The following is a 16,509-nucleotide window of genomic DNA, read 5'->3' on the forward strand; positions in this document are numbered from 1 at the left end:
TGGCAATTTATTTGGATCACGTGCTTCTGTGCGCCCGTCACGACCGAAATATCCGGGAATATAGCGATTCGTGCCGTTGAGAGGCGATGTCGATCAGCGGCGCGAACCCACCGATATCGTCCAGATCGGCCTCCCATGCGCGCTCGGCCAGCTCTGTGCAACAGGGCGACAGGGCCTTGACGATGCGTTGGCCGTCGGTCTGGCCAAGCGGCACCAACCGCACAGCAGCGCCGGTGAGGTTCGACACCATCGCCTGAAGATATAGTGTCAGGGCGTCTTCGGCAGGCAGCGACAGCAACGACACAGCGCACCCCACCGCCACCGGGTAGGCGTATTCAGGCAGATCAATGCCCCATACTTGCGACACCGTTTGCGCAAAGGCGGCCCCTTGCAACACGGTCTCTTGCCGCCGCTCGGCAGACGGGGCAAGTGCGCAAGCCAGATCCGCCAGTTTTTGGCTGTCAGGGCCCACCGCGGCATGGACAAACAGGACTGCATCCGACCAGCCCGCACCCTGCGTCAGCACCGTATGAATCCAGTCCTGCGCCTGCGCCGCCGTGGCAACGCGCCCGGCCTGCACCTCGGTTTCCAGCCCATGAGAATACGCAAAGGCGCCGACGGGAAACGCGGGTGAAAACAGTTGGTGCAGCGTCAGGATAGGGTCAGTTTGAGTCATGAGTGTGGTCGTGCGTATGATCATCGTCTGGCCCGTGACTGTGGTCGTGACTGTGGCCATGATCGTGCCCATGGGTGCGCCCGTGGCCATAAGCCCCGCCTTCGGGTGTGAACGTATCAAACACCTCCACGACATGCGCCCCGATCCGTTGCAGCATATCGCGAATCACGTGGTCGCGCTGGATCAGCAGACGGTCGGACAGGATCTGACAGGGGGTATGACGGTTGCCGATATGCCAGGCGATGCGCGGCAGCACGTCACCAGTCACTTCAAGCAGGGGCTCTTTGGCGGCGACGATCGCGATCTCATCGCCAGTCTCGGTCACCAGGGCACCGCCGTGATTCAAAGAGGTGGTGTGAGGCAGGTCCGCCAACAGGCTGCGCCCGTCTTCGAGCGTGACAACCTTTCGGCGCAGGAAACGCGCCTCATACTCCAATACCGCGCGGCCAATGACACGTCCGGAATGGGTGTGGTCGTGGTAGGTCCGCGCAATCAGCCCGGCCGGAGTTGTGTGAAAGGGGGCGCTCATCCGCGTCCCCTCTCGATATCAGGTGTTTCGGACCTCAGCTGAAATGCGACCGAAAGACGTGCTGCACGATGTCTTCGCGCTTGATGTTGCGGGCGGCCAGTTCCGAATCGCTCATCGCTTGCAGGGCACGAACGCCGCGCATACGGGGATGGTTTTCGGCGTAAGCGTCCAGCCAGTTGGCAAATCCCTCGGCCATGCGGGTCAGCAGGGGGGTCTTGGCGTAGGCGGCGGTGTAGTTGATGGCATGTGCCATGATATATATTCCGTTTTGACTGTTTGTTCGTTTCGTTGCACATCAAATAGGCAGAATATGAACGCGCCAAAACCCCCGAAACAGCATCCCCGTGATGCGCGCGACGCATGGCTATTTTCGCATATGAGCGCAACGAATTGAACGGGTCCACACGCTGATAAACTACGGCGTCGGCGCTACGAGTTCGGGTCATTTTCAGTCTAACTTTCGATTTTTTACTGGTATCTCAGCCATGCGACATCCGAAGCAAATCGCGCATCGGATCGGGTGCCATCAGTCCGCCCTAGAACAAGAAGTAGCGCTGCGCCATCGGCAGTTCGGTTGCCGGTTCACAAGTCAACAACTCACCATCGGCCCGCACTTCATAAGTTTCAGGATTCACGTCGATCTGCGGCAGGGCATTGTTCAGGATCAGATCCTTTTTGCCGATGCCGCGGGTGTTGCGCACGGCAATCGTCTGTTTTGCCAGTCCCAGCGTGCCCCGAATGTCATGGCTCAAAGCCGCCTCCGAGACAAAAGTCACCGCCGAATGTTCGACCGAACGGCCGTAGGCGCCCCACATCGGCCGTGTGTAGACCGGCTGCGGCGTCGGAATCGACGCGTTGGGATCGCCCATCTGCGCACAAACAATTGTGCCACCCATCAGCACCATTTCCGGTTTCACGCCAAAGAACGCCGGGCTCCACAACACCAGATCGGCGCGTTTTCCGGGCTCGATACTGCCAATCTCGTGCGCAATACCGTGGGCAATGGCCGGGTTGATGGTGTATTTTGCGATATAGCGGCGGACGCGAAAGTTGTCGTTTGCGCCGGTTTCTTCGGCCAGACGCCCGCGCTGCTTTTTCATCTTGTCGGCGGTCTGCCAGGTGCGGATGATCACTTCGCCCACACGGCCCATGGCCTGAGAATCGCTCGCGATGATCGAAAACGCGCCCATGTCGTGCAGGATATCCTCGGCTGCAATCGTCTCGCGGCGAATCCGGCTCTCGGCAAAGGCGACATCCTCGGGGATGGATTTATCGAGGTGGTGACAAACCATGAGCATGTCGAGGTGCTCTTCGAGTGTATTCACGGTGTAGGGCCGCGTTGGATTGGTCGAGGATGGCAGAACAAATTCCTCACCGCAGATCTTGATGATATCCGGCGCGTGACCGCCCCCCGCACCTTCGGTGTGAAAGGCGTGGATGGTGCGCCCCTTCATCGCCTTGACCGTGTTCTCGACAAAGCCGGATTCGTTCAGCGTGTCGGTATGGATCATCACCTGCACGTCATAATCATCCGCGACACCAAGACAGCAGTCGATGGCACCGGGGGTCGTTCCCCAATCCTCGTGCAGTTTCAGCGAACAGGCACCGCCGAGGATCTGTTCGATCAGCGCCCCGGGCAGCGACGCGTTCCCCTTGCCTGCAAAGGCCAGGTTCATCGGAAAGGCATCCGCAGCCTGCAACATCCGCCCAATGTGCCACGCCCCCGGCGTGCAGGTGGTGGCCAGGGTACCATGCGCCGGGCCAGTGCCGCCGCCCAGCATGGTGGTCATGCCGGAATGCAGTGCGTCTTCGATCTGTTGCGGGCAGATGAAATGGATGTGTGAATCAAAGCCACCCGCGGTCAGGATCTTACCCTCGCCCGCGATTACCTCGGTTCCCGGACCAACGATGATATCGACGCACGGCTGGGTGTCGGGATTGCCAGCCTTGCCGATCTTGTGAATCCGCCCGTCACGCAGGCCGACATCCGCCTTGTAGATGCCTGAATGATCGACGATCAGCGCATTCGTGATCACCGTATCAACAGCCCCGTCCGCGCGGGTGGTCTGGGCCTGCCCCATGCCGTCGCGAATGACCTTGCCACCGCCAAACTTGACCTCTTCGCCATAGGTGGTCAGGTCGCGTTCAACTTCGATAAACAGTTCAGTATCGGCAAGACGGACGCGGTCGCCGGTGGTCGGACCAAACATGGCGGCATAATCGGCGCGGGTGATGGTGGCGGGCATTGGGCTGGGTCCTCAGCTGAATTTCGGGCCGCGCTTGGCGAGGCGTTTGGAATTGCTGCGGGTTTTGGCCCGCAGGGGCCGGATGGCCGAGGCCAGAACCTGGTCTGGCCGGGCGCCCGTCATTGTTGCGTTCACAGCATTGGCGGCTGATTGCATCAAGGCGTCGGATTTTTCGTCAACCATGCGGCTATTTTCCGATTTGGTCACGTTCCACAAACCGGCCATGCCAAGCAGGCGCATGCTCACCACGGCATGGGTTTCCACGGTCAGGTAAAACATCTGTAAGGAGGCATCCCACAGGTCAATCGGTGTGGCGGGGCGGGGCATATTCAGGTCTCCGTAGGAATAAGTTCGACACGGCGGCGGCGCGCGCCGACATGACTGACACGATCTTTGGGCTGGTTGGCCATACCGACAACCAACCGTATCGCAGCGAGGATCCTGTCTGCGCCCGAATCCAGCATTGCATCATTCCGCATCACGAACGTGATCATCCCTTACTCAGCCGAAGGGGTATCAGCACCCAGTCTGTTCACCGGCACAGCAGCGGGGCGCTTGTGGCGCGGCTTGGCAGCGGCTGCGCGCGTCGCCTTGACCGGCTTCGCGTCGGTCGAGGCAGCAGGCGGCTTTTCGGGTGTGGTGGCCGACGGCGTGACCTTGACCGCAGCCGCCTTGGCCGGTGTGGTCCGACGTGCCGGTCGCGTACTGGGTTTAGCCGCAGGTTTTGCCGGTGGCTTGGGCGCCGGGGCTGCGCTCTTGGGCGCGACCGACGCAGACTCTGTTGCTGTGGTCGCAGGTTTCGTGGTTGCGCGTGACTTGGCCACAGTCCGGGGTTTCGCGGCCGCTGCGGGCTTGGCCGCGGGGCGAGGCTTGACCGCGCCCTGGGTCGTTGGCACCGCAACCTTTGCCACTGCGGGACTGTCATCAACCTTGGCAACCGGTTCCGGTTCGACGACAGATACTTCAACCTTGGCGTTTGGCTGAACCGCTGCCGCAGATTCTTTGACAACCACTACGACGCTGGCAGCCGGCGCCGATCCATATCCCATCAACCTGAACGGCTGCTTCAACGAGGCGGACCAGAACACTTGCGCCACCGCCACTTGCTGGGTCCAAATAAAACCCGAAGCGCGCAGCGCATCCGATGCAAGGGTAAGGGGTTTCAGGGTCAATGACATCTCCGTGCTCCTTGTGGATCGTATGAAAAAACTGTGCTGTGGGGCCTTGGACCGACTCATGGCGGGATCGACTCAGTAGGTTTCGGCAAAATATTGCAGATCGACAGTCCGGTTTCGCGTCTGCCGGGTCAGGCATAAATAGAAAAGCTGTGATTGCATGCTGCCGCCGCGCGCCTTGAGGCTCTCGGCCTCACAGGCCTTGTCGCGAAACGGTATCCAGGCACGCTGCGCGTCGCGCAGGATCACCGCGCCTGTCACTTCATCCGCAGCCAGCCCCTGATCCATCACCTTGGCATGGGCCATCGCCCGTTTATAGGCCGCGTTCAGATCCGCATCCGCCGCTTCGTATTCGATCGAGGCACAGGCGGTCATCTCGTATTGCGTCGTCGGACTGGCACAATTGACATCCTGCGCCGACGCGGACACGCCAAAAAGCGCGCCAACCGCCGACGCCGCGCTCAAGATGAACGACCTCCGCATCTCAAAGTGCCCCCATCACATCCTGATTAAAGCCATAGATCCGCCGCGCGCCGGAAATCGCCACCAGCGTCACGTCACGGCGCTGTCCCGGTTCGAACCGAACCGCCGTACCGGCCGCAATATCGAGCCGCATCCCCCGCGCCGCCGCGCGATCAAAATCGAGCGCCGCGTTCGCCTCGCCAAAATGGTAGTGGCTGCCGACCTGCACCGGGCGATCACCGGTATTGGCAACCATCAGTGTGATAGTCTCTCGGCCCGCATTCAGCGTCAGATCGCCTGCGGCAGGAAAAACCTCTCCGGGGATCATTTTGATGCTCGACGGTTGGCGCGGACGCGGCCCAATGCAACGCGGGCAAAGACTGCGATTACGCCAAGGGCAGCCACCACGCTCAGCCACGACGCGCCGTCATGCGGATGCAGATGCGGGCCGGAATGGGCAAAGGCGGGGCCTGCGGCGAACAGCAGGGCGGGGGTGGCGATGCGCGTCATATTTTTCGGTCCTTCTGGGTTGGCTTCGGGATCTCGCGGCTCATAGGGTCATCGGATCGGATTGTGGACGGTCACCAGTTTGGTGCCATCGGGAAAGGTCGCCTCGACCTGCACTTCGGGGATCATCTCGGCGATACCCTCCATGCATTGGGTCCGGGTGATGACCTGCGCACCGGCCTGCATCATTTCGGACACGGACCGCCCGTCGCGCGCCCCCTCGACCACGGCGTCGGTGATCAGCGCAATCGCTTCCGGGTAGTTCAGTTTGACCCCACGGGCGAGCCTGCGGCGGGCCACTTCGGCGGCCATGGCGATCAACAGCTTGTCTTTTTCACGTGGGGTCAGTTGCATGGGTCTAAAGATTCCAGGATCGGGGTAGGTCCGCGCCGCTGAGCAGACGCAGAAGGGGAACAAGGCTGCGGCGCAGCAGATATGAATCGGGGGCCAGGACGCGCATAAATAACAGATCGTCGGTGATCGCGCTGGCTCCGGCGTTAGGTGGCAGCAGTTTACGAACCGCGCTGATTTGGCGTGCGGCACCGGGCGCCGCCCAAACGACCGACGCGCAGGCCCGCGCACCATCGGCCACAAAACCACGTGTCAAATGCGCCGCAGCGTCCCCGTCGATACGCAACCGATCCGCAAAACTCAGCGCACCATCGGTGTAGACGTCGATCCGGTCGCGCAGACGCAAATCGGTCACATTCTCGCCCATCGCCTCGCGGCCAAAGATCAGCGTTTCGCAGGCCAGCACAGAGGCGTCCGCCGCCATATTGATACGAAGGCGACGATCAAGTGCGGCGCTATCGAACAGGATCGTCTCTTGCGGCAGCCAGTCAATTCGCGCCCCCGGCCCTGCCGTCAGCGTGGTGTCGATCCGCCCCGGCGCACCGGGCATGGCACGGTATATCCGCTCGGCGGCTTGCGAACTGAGGCTAAGCACCGCGCCCGCCTCTGCCTCGAACCGCGCATCAAAGATATCGCCCCCTGTCACCCCACCCGAGGTGTTGAGCCAGATCACAGGCAGCGCGGCACCACTGGGACGCGGGAACAGCAGCTTGGCCGACCCTGATTGCCGCAGGTCCGCTAACACTGTGTGCCCATCGCGCGTCCCTGCACGCAAAAGCGTTGACCCACGCGCACGCTGGGCCGGAACCTGCGTCGCCGGAGCTGGGGCCGTTTTTATGGGCACATCATACGGGATAGCCGCCTCCGTGATCTCGGATGACAGGGTTGTCTCATGACTGATGGGACAGACAAGCAGACGCGGACCACCGGGCCGGGAAGCCGCCCATCGCCAAATGCCATAGATGCATTTATAGGCGTAATTTCAGGTATGTGTTCAAAATTTAGCCGCCATAGAATCACGATTGATCCGCCTGCTTTTCCGGTGCGCGCGGCGAATACGAACAGCGGTCGGGCTTGATGTCGATCAGTGGCGTACCGTCCAGACAATCAAGCCCGCGCACCACCAGAGCCGCCCCATCTACCCGCACCAGATCCACCAGCGACGTACCAATCGGGTTTGGCCGCACCGGAGAACGCAGCGCAAATGTGCCATGCATCCGCCCGTCAGATCGTGGGTTCTGCGTCAGCAGATCGCGCCGCGATTCGTGCAACCAATACAGCACCTCGATCCGCGCAAAGCGTTCGATCCCCGTCAGCGCCGGGGCAAAGCGGCGATCCAGTTCAATGCGGCATTCCGGGCCATCCGACCGCCCCTGGCGCGGACAGTCCTCGCGGGTCAGGAACGGCGTTCGGATACGGCCAATAAACACCAGCCCCGCATCCTGTGGCAGACCGTGATCCAACACCATCTCTCCGGGTCGGATATCTTGGAAACGGATCGCCATGACAGCCCTCTTTTCGTCACTCCGAGCGTACACCATTTGCGCCGCCTTACCAGTGAAAGCCGCCCGACCTTGCCCCTTGGCAACACCCGGCATTCGGCCAAGTTCACGCTTGAAAAGCCGCGCATCGTGCACCATGGTGCGCAATAGTGGGAAATTCTGCAAAAGGGCGGAAATTTTGCAAGACTTCGGAGAGGCTGTCTCACTCGCGCTGGCGCTCGTCCTGTCAGGCGATGCGGATATGTGGGAGATTGTAGCGCTGTCGCTGCGGGTCAGCCTGACAGCGACCGCGCTGGCCTGTGCGGTTGGCCTGCCGCTGGGCGCGTTGCTGGCCGTTGCCAGATTCCGGGGACGCAATCTGGCGCTGGTGCTGGTGAATGCGCTGATGGGTCTGCCGCCGGTGGTGGTCGGGCTAATCGTCTATCTGCATCTGTCGCGGGCCGGACCGCTGGGGTTTCTGGGTCTACTCTATACGCCCGCGGCAATGATCATTGCCCAAACGATCCTGATCACACCGATCGTCACCGCCCTGTCGCGACAGGTGCTTGAGGATCTACATGACGAGTACGCCGAACAGTTCCGCTCGCTTTGCCTCAGCCGGTGGCAGAGCGTGCAGGCGCTGCTATGGGATGGACGCTATGCCCTGCTGACTGTGGGGCTGGCCGGTTTTGGTCGTGCGGTGGCCGAAGTCGGTGCGGTGATCATCGTCGGCGGCAATATCGACCATCTGACCCGAGTGATGACGACAGCGATTGCGCTGGAAACGTCGCGGGGGGATCTGGCGCTGGCGCTGGCGTTGGGGCTGATTTTGATGATCCTTGCGCTTGGGGTGAACGCGCTGGTGCATTCGGTGCGCGTCTCGGCACTCAGGCAGGCCTATGCGTGAGCTGGCCCTGCCCCACAGCGATCAGGCGCAGGCAGTACTGCCCCCCGCCCGGCTGACCGCGCGCGGGCTCACGCTCGCGTTGGGCGGCCGAACGCTGATCGACGGGCTGGATCTGGCGCTGCCGACGCGCGGCATCACTGTTGTGATGGGGCCGAATGGCGCAGGCAAAAGCCTGCTGCTGCGCCTGCTGCACGGGTTGATCGTGCCCCAGTCCGGTAGCGTTCTGTGGGATGGCGCGCCGCTTGATTCCGCCACCCGCGCCCGGCAGGCGATGGTGTTTCAAAAGCCGGTGCTGTTGCGCCGCTCGGTTGCGGCCAACGTGGATTTTGTCCTGCGCGCACGCGGGCGGCGCGACCGGGCGGCGCGCGATGCATTGCTGGCGCGGGTCGGCCTGTCGGATCATGCGGCACAACCCGCGCGGTTACTCTCGGGCGGGGAACAGCAGCGCCTTGCGCTGGCGCGCGCGCTCGCCGTCCAGCCTGAAGTTCTGTTTCTGGATGAGCCGACCGCCAGCCTTGACCCGGCCTCGGCGCTAATGATCGAAGAGATTGCCCGCAACATCCGCGATCAGGGCACCAAGCTGGTGTTTATCACCCATGACATCGGTCAGGCGCGCCGATTGGCCGATGACGTGGTCTTTGTCGCGCGGGGTCAGGCCGCAGAACACACCCCGGCACGGCAGTTTTTCGACCAACCCACCTCAGAGGCGGCGCGGGCCTACCTGGCCGGCAGGCTGGTGCTTTGACAATTCAAGCAGTTTTCCATCGGCAAGGGAGTGAACGATGATCTTTGGAACAACGAAACACGCAGCGGCGATTTTGGCGCTGCTAAGTACGGCAGCGACGGCACAAGAGTCGATCCTCGTGCAATCGACCACTTCGACCGCCAATTCCGGTCTCTATGACAGCCTGCTGCCACAGTTCAACGAGGCGACCGGAATCACCGTCAACGTGGTCGCCGTCGGCACTGGGCAGGCGATCAAGAATGCCGAAAATTGCGATGCAGATGTGCTGCTGGTCCACGCCAAAGCATCGGAAGAGGCATTTGTCAAAGCAGGCTTTGGCGTGTCGCGCGCGGATCTGATGTACAACGACTTTATCATCGTCGGACCGGCGGACGATCCGGCTGACGTGGCCGGGACGTCGGATGCCGGGGCAGCGCTGACAGCAATTGCCGACACGGGCGCGCTGTTTGCGTCACGCGGCGATGACAGTGGCACCCACAAGAAAGAGCGCGCGCTGTGGCAGGCAGCAGGCATCGACCCCACCACCGCGTCAGGTGACTGGTACCGTGAAACCGGGTCCGGTATGGGCGCCACACTGAACGCTGCCGTTGGCATGAACGCATATGCCCTGACCGACCGCGCCACCTGGATCAGCTATGAAAACAAGGCGGATTTCGAGATCTCCGTCGAAGGTGATGACACTCTGTTCAACCAATATGGTGTGATCCTTGTCGATCCAGAGCATTGTCCGAGCGTCAAGGTCGACGCGGGCCAGACCTTTATCGACTGGCTGTTGGCCGACGCTGGCCAGCAGGCGATTGCGGGTTACAAACTGAACGATCAGCAATTGTTTTTCCCCAACGCCGTGAAATGATTGCCGAAGGGTGCGCGCGGGACTTGCCGTGCGCGCCCCCGCCTGTGCATAAACGCCGTGACCATGGCAGAGACATCCGACCAAACCAGCCCCGAATTCCTCACCGTGCGTGAGTTGGCAGATCTGTTGCGCATCAAAGAGCGCAAGGTTTACGATCTCGCCTCTACCGGGGCAGTTCCCTGCTCCAAAGTCACCGGCAAACTGCTGTTTCCCGAACGCGAGGTGCGCGCCTGGATCGCGCAGGGCAGTTCCGCAACTCCGGGCCGTGCCAGCCCAAGGGCAGCGGTCTTTGTCGGCAGCCATGATCCGCTGCTGGACTGGGCGCTGCGCCAGTCGCGCTGCGGCATCGCCACCTACTTCGACGGCAGCTTCGACGGGCTTGACCGCTTTGCCGCAGGTGACGGCATGGCAACAGGTCTGCATATCCCTGGTCAGGGCGATTGGAATGTCCCCATTGTGGCAGATCGCTTTGCCGGTCAGAACGCTGTGCTGATCAGCTTTGCCAGACGTCAGCGCGGGTTGATCATTCGCCCGGATGAAACCGCGATTAGCGGCATTGCGGATCTGGCCGGGCGCCGTTTTGCGCCGCGCCAGGCCGAGTCCGGATCGCATCGCATTTTTGCCGGACTCAGCGGGCAGGCAGGACTGTCCGAGGATGCCTACACCAACACCATCCCCGCCCGCAGCGAGGCCGACGCCGCCATGGCGGTGCAGACCGGGGACGCCGACGCCGCCTTTGGGTTGCAGGCTTTGGCGCAGCTCTATGGTCTGGGCTTTGTATCGCTGATCGAGGAACGGTTCGATCTGCTGATCGACCGCAAGGCCTGGTTCGAGCCACCGATGCAACAGCTGCTGGCATTCCTGCACGACCCGGCCTTTGCGGCCCACGCGGCGGGAATGGCGGGCTATGACATCGCAGGCATCGGCACCGTGCGCTGGAATGGCTGACACCAGACAATCCGTTCACGCGCGCCCATCGCGTCCCGAATATGTCGACAAACCCCGACGCCGCGCGGATGCATCCCGCGTGCTGGCCGATCTCGACGCTGCATTCGATGCCTGCGGCTTGCGAGATGGCAGCACATTGTCGTTCCACCACCATCTGCGCAACGGCGACGCCATCCTGAATATGGTGCTGGATGCGGCAGCGCGGCGTGGATTGCGCGACCTGCATGTCGCAGCTTCGTCGATCTTTCCGGTGCATGCGCCGCTGGTGGCGCACATCCGCTCTGGCGTGGTCAGCGACCTATCAACGAGCTTTATCTCGGGCCCTGTGGGCGCGGCGATCACTGCGGGCCTGCTGCCACGTCCCGTGACCCTGACCACCCACGGGGGCCGGGCACAGGCGCTGGCATCGGGCGCGTTGCGGGTCGATGCGGCATTTGTCGCGGCACCATCCGCCGATCCGCTTGGCAATCTCTGCGGAACCCAGGGCGCGGCGGCCTTTGGCGCAATGGGCTATGCGCTTTGCGATGTGGCCCACGCAGCCCACGTTGTTGCTGTGACCGATACGCTGGCTCCCTTTCCGCTAAGCCCTGTCGATATCCCCCAGGAGCGGGTGGACCATGTGGTGGTCGTTCCCTCAATCGGCGACCCGTCAGGCATCGCATCTGGCACAACCCGGCCAGCAACCGACCCACTGCGCCTGGCCATTGGACAAAGCGCCGCTGCGGCGATTACCGCCAGCGGCCTGCTGCGCAATGGGTTTTCGTTCCAGACCGGGGCCGGGGGCATCTCGCTCGCTGCTGCCGCGCAGGTCGGCGCAGAAATGACGCGGCGCGGTATCACCGGCAGCTTTGCCTCTGGCGGCATCACCGGCTTTCACGTTAAAATGCTGCGCGGGGGCCTGTTTCGCACCCTGCTGGACGTGCAATGCTTTGATCTGGCGGCGGTCCAGTCGATCCGTGACGACCCGAGGCATCAGGCGATGTCGGCCGCCGCCTACGCCGCACCGCATCCGGGCGGCGCTGTGGTAGATCGGCTGGATGCGGTGATCCTCGGCGCGGCCGAGGTTGATCTGGATTTCAACGTCAATGTCACCACCAACGGCGCAGGGCAGATCATCGGCGGATCCGGCGGGCATGCCGATACCGCCTCGGGCGCACGGCTGACTGTGATCACCACGCAACTGACCGGCGGCGGCTACCCCAAGATCGTGCCAAAGGTGCTGCACCGCACGACGCCGGGTCACACCGTCGATCTGGTGGTGACAGAAGCCGGGATTGCCGTGAACCCCGCCCGCGCGGAACTCGCTGATCGCCTGCGCGCCGCCGGCCTGCCTTTGGTTCCGATCACGGTATTGGCTGAGCAGGCTGCCGCCACAGCAACGCACCGTCAGGCGAATCGCGGCAGTGGCCGCGACGTCGCCGTCAGCACATGGCGCGACGGCAGCGTGACCGATCGGATCCAGGCGGTCTAGCAACCCGATGTCGACGGCACGGATCAGCCACCTGGATTGGCAATTTCCCCAATTGCCCCGGAGCACATCGGAAGAAACCCGGCATTCAGACCCTACACGTCGGCGCCGCGCTGGCCTACAACTGGCCCCAGCCGCCACAAGGACCCGCCACAATGTCCCAGATTACTCCGACCACCACCCACGATGCGGACGACGATCCGCGCAACCGCGATATCCTGATCTATGTCAACGGCGCGCTAGTGCCCCGCGATCAGGCTGTGGTTTCAGTCTACGACAGCGGCTTCCTTTTGGGCGACGGCATGTGGGAAGGGATGCGCCTATATAACGGGACATGGGCCTTTTTCGACGACCACATGGATCGCTTCTTTGACGCCTGCAAAACAGTGTCGCTAGAGGTGGGAATGGATCGCGCCGGGATCCTCGACGCGCTGACGCGCACCGCACAGGCCAACGGAATGACCACGGATGTCCACTGCCGCCTGATGCTGACCCGAGGGGTCAAGGCCAAGCCGTTCCAGCACCCATCGCTGTCGCGTTCCGGCCCGACGCTGGTCATTATCATGGAGCATTCCAAACCGGTCGACCGCTTGCACAGCACCGGCATCCGGCTCGCCACCGTGCCGCAAGTGCGCGGCCTGCCGATGGCGCAGGATGCCAAGCTGAACAGCCATTCCAAACTGAACTGCGTGATCGCATGCCTGCAGGCCGAACAGGCCGGCGCGGACGAAGGCTTGATGCTCGACCCGCATGGGTTTGTGAACACCACCAACGCCTGCAACTTCTTCATAGTACGGCGTGGCCAAGTATGGACCTCGACCGGGGACTACTGCATGGCGGGCGTCACCCGCGCCAGGGTCATCGAGATCTGCCGCGCCAACGATATTCCTGTGTTCGAGAAAAACTATTCCCTGTTCGAAGCTTACGGCGCGGACGAGGCCTTTCTCACTGGCAGCTTCGGTGCCCAGACCCCGGTCGCGTCAATCGACGGCAAATCGATCGGCACCGGAACCCGCCCCATCACCGCGCGCATCCAAACGCTTTACAAGGCGCAGATCAAAGTGGACGCTGCCCGCCAGAAACAGACCGACCGATCCTAGGCATACAGCCCCGCCACCCGCGCCCGCAACTGCACCAACCCCAATACCGTGTCGATTACAGGCGTCGGAGTGTCAGTGATCCGGCCCAGCTCCTGCACCGATCCGATCAGTGCGTCGATCTCCATCGGACGCCCTGCATCAAGATCCTGCAACATCGAGGTGCGGTGCGCGCCCACCGCCGCACCGCCATCAATCCTGCGGTCAACATCAATTGGGAACTTCACGCCCAACGTCTCGGCAATCTGCTGCGCTTCCAGCATCATACACCGCGCGACACCGCGTGTATCAGGATCGGTGCAAAGCACATCCAGCGTCGCATGAGTCAGCGCCGAGATCGGATTGAACGACAGGTTTCCCCATAGCTTGACCCAGATCTCATCGCGCAAACGCGGTCGCACCGGCGCCTTCAGTCCCGCCGCACCCAGCGCCTTCGACAGCGCCAATGCCCGCTCGGATTTAGACCCGTCCGGCTCACCCAACGAAAATCGGTTGCCTTCGATATGTTTGATCACCCCCGGTTCAATCACCTCGGCCGCAGGGTAAACAACACAGCCCAGCACCCGATCCGGGCCGAACCCGTCCCATTGCGCATTGCCCGGATCGACTGTTTCCAACCGCGTTCCCTCATGCACGCCGCCAATCTTGTGAAAATACCACCAGGGCACACCATTCACGCCGCTCACAATGGTGGTTTGCGGCCCGATCAGAGGTGCCATCTTCGCAACCACTGGCGGCACCGAATGTGCCTTTAGCGTGACAATCACATAATCCTGCACCCCCAGTTCCGCCGGATTGTCCGAAGCATTGACCCGCGCCGAGGTTTCTTCGCCTTCCTCAACCAACCGCAACCCATTGGCCTGCATCGCCGCCAGATGCGGCCCCCGCGCAACCAGGCTCACATTCGCCCCGGCTTGCGCCAGCTTGACACCCAAATAGCCACCAATGGCCCCTGCGCCAAACACACAAATCTTCATATCGCCCCTCCGGCTAAGACTGAATCAGCCCTGCGCCCCTGCTTCTTCTCTTTCTAAATACGCAAAATTCCGATGCCTGCCAAACGTGGCCACGTCGAGATTAATTCAGGCGCTCGCCACCAAGCCCAGCTTTTCCGCAAGACCGATGCGCTGCATTTTACCGGTCGCGCCCTTTGGGATCTCGTCCAGAATGATGACCTTGCGCGGCACCTTGAAATCGGCCATCCGCCCGGCGGCAAATTCACGGATCTCGCGCTCGTCCACGTCAGCCCCGTCATGCAACACCACAGCGGCGGCCACCTCCTCGCCCAACTTGGGATGCGGCAGGGCAAAAGTCACCACCTGGGCGATTGCAGGATGATCAAGCAGCACGCCGTCAACCTCCAGCGGCGACACCTTTTCCCCACCCCGGTTGATGATCTCCTTGAGCCGCCCGGTCAGATGCAAAAAACCATCATCGTCAATCGCCCCCTGATCGCCGGTGCGGAACCAGCGCTGGCCTTCGACGTCAAAAAAGTTCTTGGCGTTGGCCTCTGCATTGCCTTCGTAGCCCGGCGTGACATTGGAACCCGAAATAACCACCTCGCCCGTACCGTCGATCAACCGGTTCTCGCTCTCATGCGCGACCCGCACCTTGGGACCGGAGGCCACCCCGACCGAACCGGGTTTTTGCTGTCCTAACGGGTTGCAACACATCTGATGCGCCGCCTCTGTCATGCCGTACGCCTCGATCACCGGCGCGCCGAATGTCTCGTGCAGTTGCACCATCACCTGCGCCGGCAGCGATGCCGAGGATGAACGCAGGAACCGCAGTGGCGTCGCCGCGATGACGTCCACGTTGCGCCCAGCCCGGCTCAGGATCGCCTGATGCATGGTCGGCACAGCGGTGTACCAGGTCGGCTGCGCGTCCTTCATCCAGCCAAAAAACTTCAGCGCGTCGAACCCCGGCGCACACCAGATCGACGCCCCTGCCGCAAGCGACGCAGACACCGCCGCCAACAACCCGTGAATGTGAAAGAGCGGCATCACGTTCAGACAGCGGTCCGTCGACGTCAGCGCCAGCGACGCAACAATATTATGCGCCGAAGCCGACACATTCGATTGCAGCAACGGCACGATTTTTGGCCGCGACGTGGTGCCTGACGTGTGCAGGATCAGCGCCACATCGCTGTCGCCCGGCGCGGAAATGTCGGCTGTGCGCCCTGTTGTGCGCTCCGCGCCATCCCCACTCAGGGTGAATGCGCCTGCGGCCGCGCCTGGGGCCACCTGCACCCGCAGGATCGTCAGACCCAGCCGCTGACCCGCCGCCAGCGCCGGCCCGTCATACCCTCCGGCCAGCACCAGCGCGCGGGCTTTCAGATCTTCGAGGTAAAAAACATATTCGTCTTCGCGGTAAGCCGGGTTCAGCGGCGCCGTAGTGGCCACCTGCGCGATGGTGACAAATGCGGTCGCCATCTCAGGCCCGTTGGGCAGCACGATCGCCACGCGATCCCCCCGTCCGATGCCGAAACAGTGCAGGCTCTGTGCCACATCGTTCGACAGCGCGCGCAGCCCGTCCCGGCTCAGCCAGTCGCGGCCCGGCGCTCCGATCGCAGGTCCAGCGCCATCGTGCCCCGCCAGCAAATCCTTTATACATGTCATATTCGGTCCCTCCTCTGCGGCCCCTGCCTCCTCCGACCGGAGCGACGCCGTGTTCCCTGCATCTTAGGCGCATAGTTAAGCAGCGGCCATCGAAAGAAAAGCACCGAAAGTACAGGCGCTGCCACCTGACATGATCTGGGGAATCGTAGCCGCAAATTTTATGAAAACCCTCCGAGAGTTTGTGCCACATCACAGAAGTGCACCTACGCCAAGAGTCGCGCTGATCTCGCCTCGCGATCAGAAAACCTTCATACCTTCATTCTGAATTTTCGACATTTTGCGCCACTAGAACCCGGAACGTTTTCTTGAATGACCGCGCGCAACCATCGTTTGAATCGGATACCGGCCCAAGCATAGAAATCCGACGCCAGACAAGGAATGGTGAACGGAACACATGTGTCAGACGGCAGATCTCACGCCATTCGAATACCGCATCCTCCCTTCGC

At 62.2% G+C, this 16,509-nt stretch carries 20 protein-coding genes; 6 read left to right on the forward strand and 14 right to left on the reverse strand.

The features are described 5' to 3' along the window. Window positions 1-37: 37 nt before the first annotated feature. From IMCC21224_RS15790 to tsaA, 12 genes are all read right to left on the reverse strand, one after another. On the reverse strand, window positions 38-676 hold the full coding sequence (locus tag IMCC21224_RS15790) for an urease accessory protein UreF (RefSeq protein WP_047996152.1): 639 nt from the start codon (window positions 674-676) through the stop codon (window positions 38-40). Beyond that, window positions 663-1,205, reverse strand: coding sequence for an urease accessory protein UreE (locus tag IMCC21224_RS15795; protein ID WP_082135237.1), 543 nt, complete (start codon window positions 1,203-1,205; stop codon window positions 663-665). Before IMCC21224_RS15795 ends, IMCC21224_RS15790 begins: the two co-directional genes overlap by 14 nt. 34 nt (window positions 1,206-1,239) lie before the next feature. After that, complete coding sequence (locus IMCC21224_RS15800; RefSeq protein WP_047996153.1) at window positions 1,240-1,458, reverse strand: hypothetical protein; 219 nt, start codon at window positions 1,456-1,458, stop codon at window positions 1,240-1,242. A gap of 283 nt (window positions 1,459-1,741) precedes the next feature. Beyond that, a complete protein-coding gene (gene ureC, locus IMCC21224_RS15805) occupies window positions 1,742-3,451 on the reverse strand; it encodes an urease subunit alpha (protein WP_047996154.1) in 1,710 nt (569 codons plus the stop codon). A 12-nt stretch (window positions 3,452-3,463) separates the two neighbouring features. Beyond that, on the reverse strand, window positions 3,464-3,778 hold the full coding sequence (locus tag IMCC21224_RS15810) for a hypothetical protein (protein WP_053079004.1): 315 nt from the start codon (window positions 3,776-3,778) through the stop codon (window positions 3,464-3,466). A 170-nt stretch (window positions 3,779-3,948) separates the two neighbouring features. Then, window positions 3,949-4,629, reverse strand: coding sequence for a hypothetical protein (locus IMCC21224_RS26595; protein WP_053079005.1), 681 nt, complete (start codon window positions 4,627-4,629; stop codon window positions 3,949-3,951). A 72-nt stretch (window positions 4,630-4,701) separates the two neighbouring features. Beyond that, window positions 4,702-5,091: a lysozyme inhibitor LprI family protein gene (locus tag IMCC21224_RS15820; RefSeq protein ID WP_231582103.1), complete on the reverse strand. Its 390-nt coding sequence runs from the start codon at window positions 5,089-5,091 to the stop codon at window positions 4,702-4,704. A 19-nt stretch (window positions 5,092-5,110) separates the two neighbouring features. After that, window positions 5,111-5,416, reverse strand: a complete 306-nt coding sequence (locus IMCC21224_RS15825) for an urease subunit beta (protein WP_047996156.1) — start codon at window positions 5,414-5,416, stop codon at window positions 5,111-5,113. Further along, window positions 5,413-5,598, reverse strand: a complete 186-nt coding sequence (locus IMCC21224_RS15830) for a hypothetical protein (RefSeq protein ID WP_047996157.1) — start codon at window positions 5,596-5,598, stop codon at window positions 5,413-5,415. The genes IMCC21224_RS15825 and IMCC21224_RS15830 overlap by 4 nt, the downstream gene beginning before the upstream one ends. A 48-nt stretch (window positions 5,599-5,646) precedes the next feature. Further along, window positions 5,647-5,949 carry an urease subunit gamma gene (locus tag IMCC21224_RS15835; protein WP_047996158.1) on the reverse strand — a complete coding sequence of 101 codons (303 nt, stop codon included), beginning with the start codon at window positions 5,947-5,949 and terminating at the stop codon, window positions 5,647-5,649. Window positions 5,950-5,953: 4 nt separating this feature from the next. Continuing rightward, a complete protein-coding gene (locus IMCC21224_RS15840) occupies window positions 5,954-6,691 on the reverse strand; it encodes an urease accessory protein UreD (protein ID WP_231582104.1) in 738 nt (245 codons plus the stop codon). 271 nt (window positions 6,692-6,962) lie between these two features. Further along, window positions 6,963-7,451: a tRNA (N6-threonylcarbamoyladenosine(37)-N6)-methyltransferase TrmO gene (tsaA, locus tag IMCC21224_RS15845; protein ID WP_047996160.1), complete on the reverse strand. Its 489-nt coding sequence runs from the start codon at window positions 7,449-7,451 to the stop codon at window positions 6,963-6,965. A 175-nt stretch (window positions 7,452-7,626) separates the two neighbouring features. Here tsaA and IMCC21224_RS15850 point away from each other — a divergent pair, with 175 nt between their 5' ends. The 6 genes from IMCC21224_RS15850 (at window position 7,627) to IMCC21224_RS15875 (ending at window position 13,448) form a co-directional block, all read left to right on the forward strand. Next, window positions 7,627-8,334, forward strand: a complete 708-nt coding sequence (locus tag IMCC21224_RS15850) for an ABC transporter permease (protein WP_047996161.1) — start codon at window positions 7,627-7,629, stop codon at window positions 8,332-8,334. Between the two features lie 145 nt (window positions 8,335-8,479). Further along, on the forward strand, window positions 8,480-9,079 hold the full coding sequence (locus IMCC21224_RS15855; RefSeq protein WP_369796047.1) for an ATP-binding cassette domain-containing protein: 600 nt from the start codon (window positions 8,480-8,482) through the stop codon (window positions 9,077-9,079). 37 nt (window positions 9,080-9,116) lie between these two features. Further along, the gene (locus tag IMCC21224_RS15860) at window positions 9,117-9,932 is read left to right on the forward strand and encodes a substrate-binding domain-containing protein (protein WP_047996162.1); all 816 of its coding nucleotides are present in this window, start codon (window positions 9,117-9,119) and stop codon (window positions 9,930-9,932) included. Window positions 9,933-9,995: 63 nt separating this feature from the next. Then, window positions 9,996-10,880 carry a helix-turn-helix transcriptional regulator gene (locus IMCC21224_RS15865; protein WP_047996163.1) on the forward strand — a complete coding sequence of 295 codons (885 nt, stop codon included), beginning with the start codon at window positions 9,996-9,998 and terminating at the stop codon, window positions 10,878-10,880. Continuing rightward, window positions 10,873-12,351 (forward strand): citrate lyase subunit alpha, encoded by a 1,479-nt coding sequence (locus IMCC21224_RS15870; RefSeq protein ID WP_156178307.1) that lies wholly within the window; start codon window positions 10,873-10,875, stop codon window positions 12,349-12,351. The genes IMCC21224_RS15865 and IMCC21224_RS15870 overlap by 8 nt, the downstream gene beginning before the upstream one ends. Before the next feature lie 152 nt (window positions 12,352-12,503). Then, entirely contained in the window at window positions 12,504-13,448 is a 945-nt protein-coding gene (locus tag IMCC21224_RS15875) for an aminotransferase class IV (RefSeq protein WP_047996165.1), read from the forward strand. On the opposite strand, the gene IMCC21224_RS15880 is transcribed toward IMCC21224_RS15875, so the two are convergent. Both IMCC21224_RS15880 and IMCC21224_RS15885 read right to left on the reverse strand, forming a co-directional pair. Continuing rightward, a complete protein-coding gene (locus IMCC21224_RS15880) occupies window positions 13,445-14,422 on the reverse strand; it encodes a 2-dehydropantoate 2-reductase (RefSeq protein ID WP_047996166.1) in 978 nt (325 codons plus the stop codon). The genes IMCC21224_RS15875 and IMCC21224_RS15880 overlap by 4 nt on opposite strands. Window positions 14,423-14,527: 105 nt before the next feature. Next, window positions 14,528-16,063: an acyl--CoA ligase gene (locus tag IMCC21224_RS15885; RefSeq protein ID WP_047996167.1), complete on the reverse strand. Its 1,536-nt coding sequence runs from the start codon at window positions 16,061-16,063 to the stop codon at window positions 14,528-14,530. Window positions 16,064-16,509 lie beyond the last annotated feature (446 nt).

It is taken from the genome of Puniceibacterium sp. IMCC21224, from assembly GCF_001038505.1.
Taxonomy (GTDB): domain Bacteria; phylum Pseudomonadota; class Alphaproteobacteria; order Rhodobacterales; family Rhodobacteraceae; genus Puniceibacterium.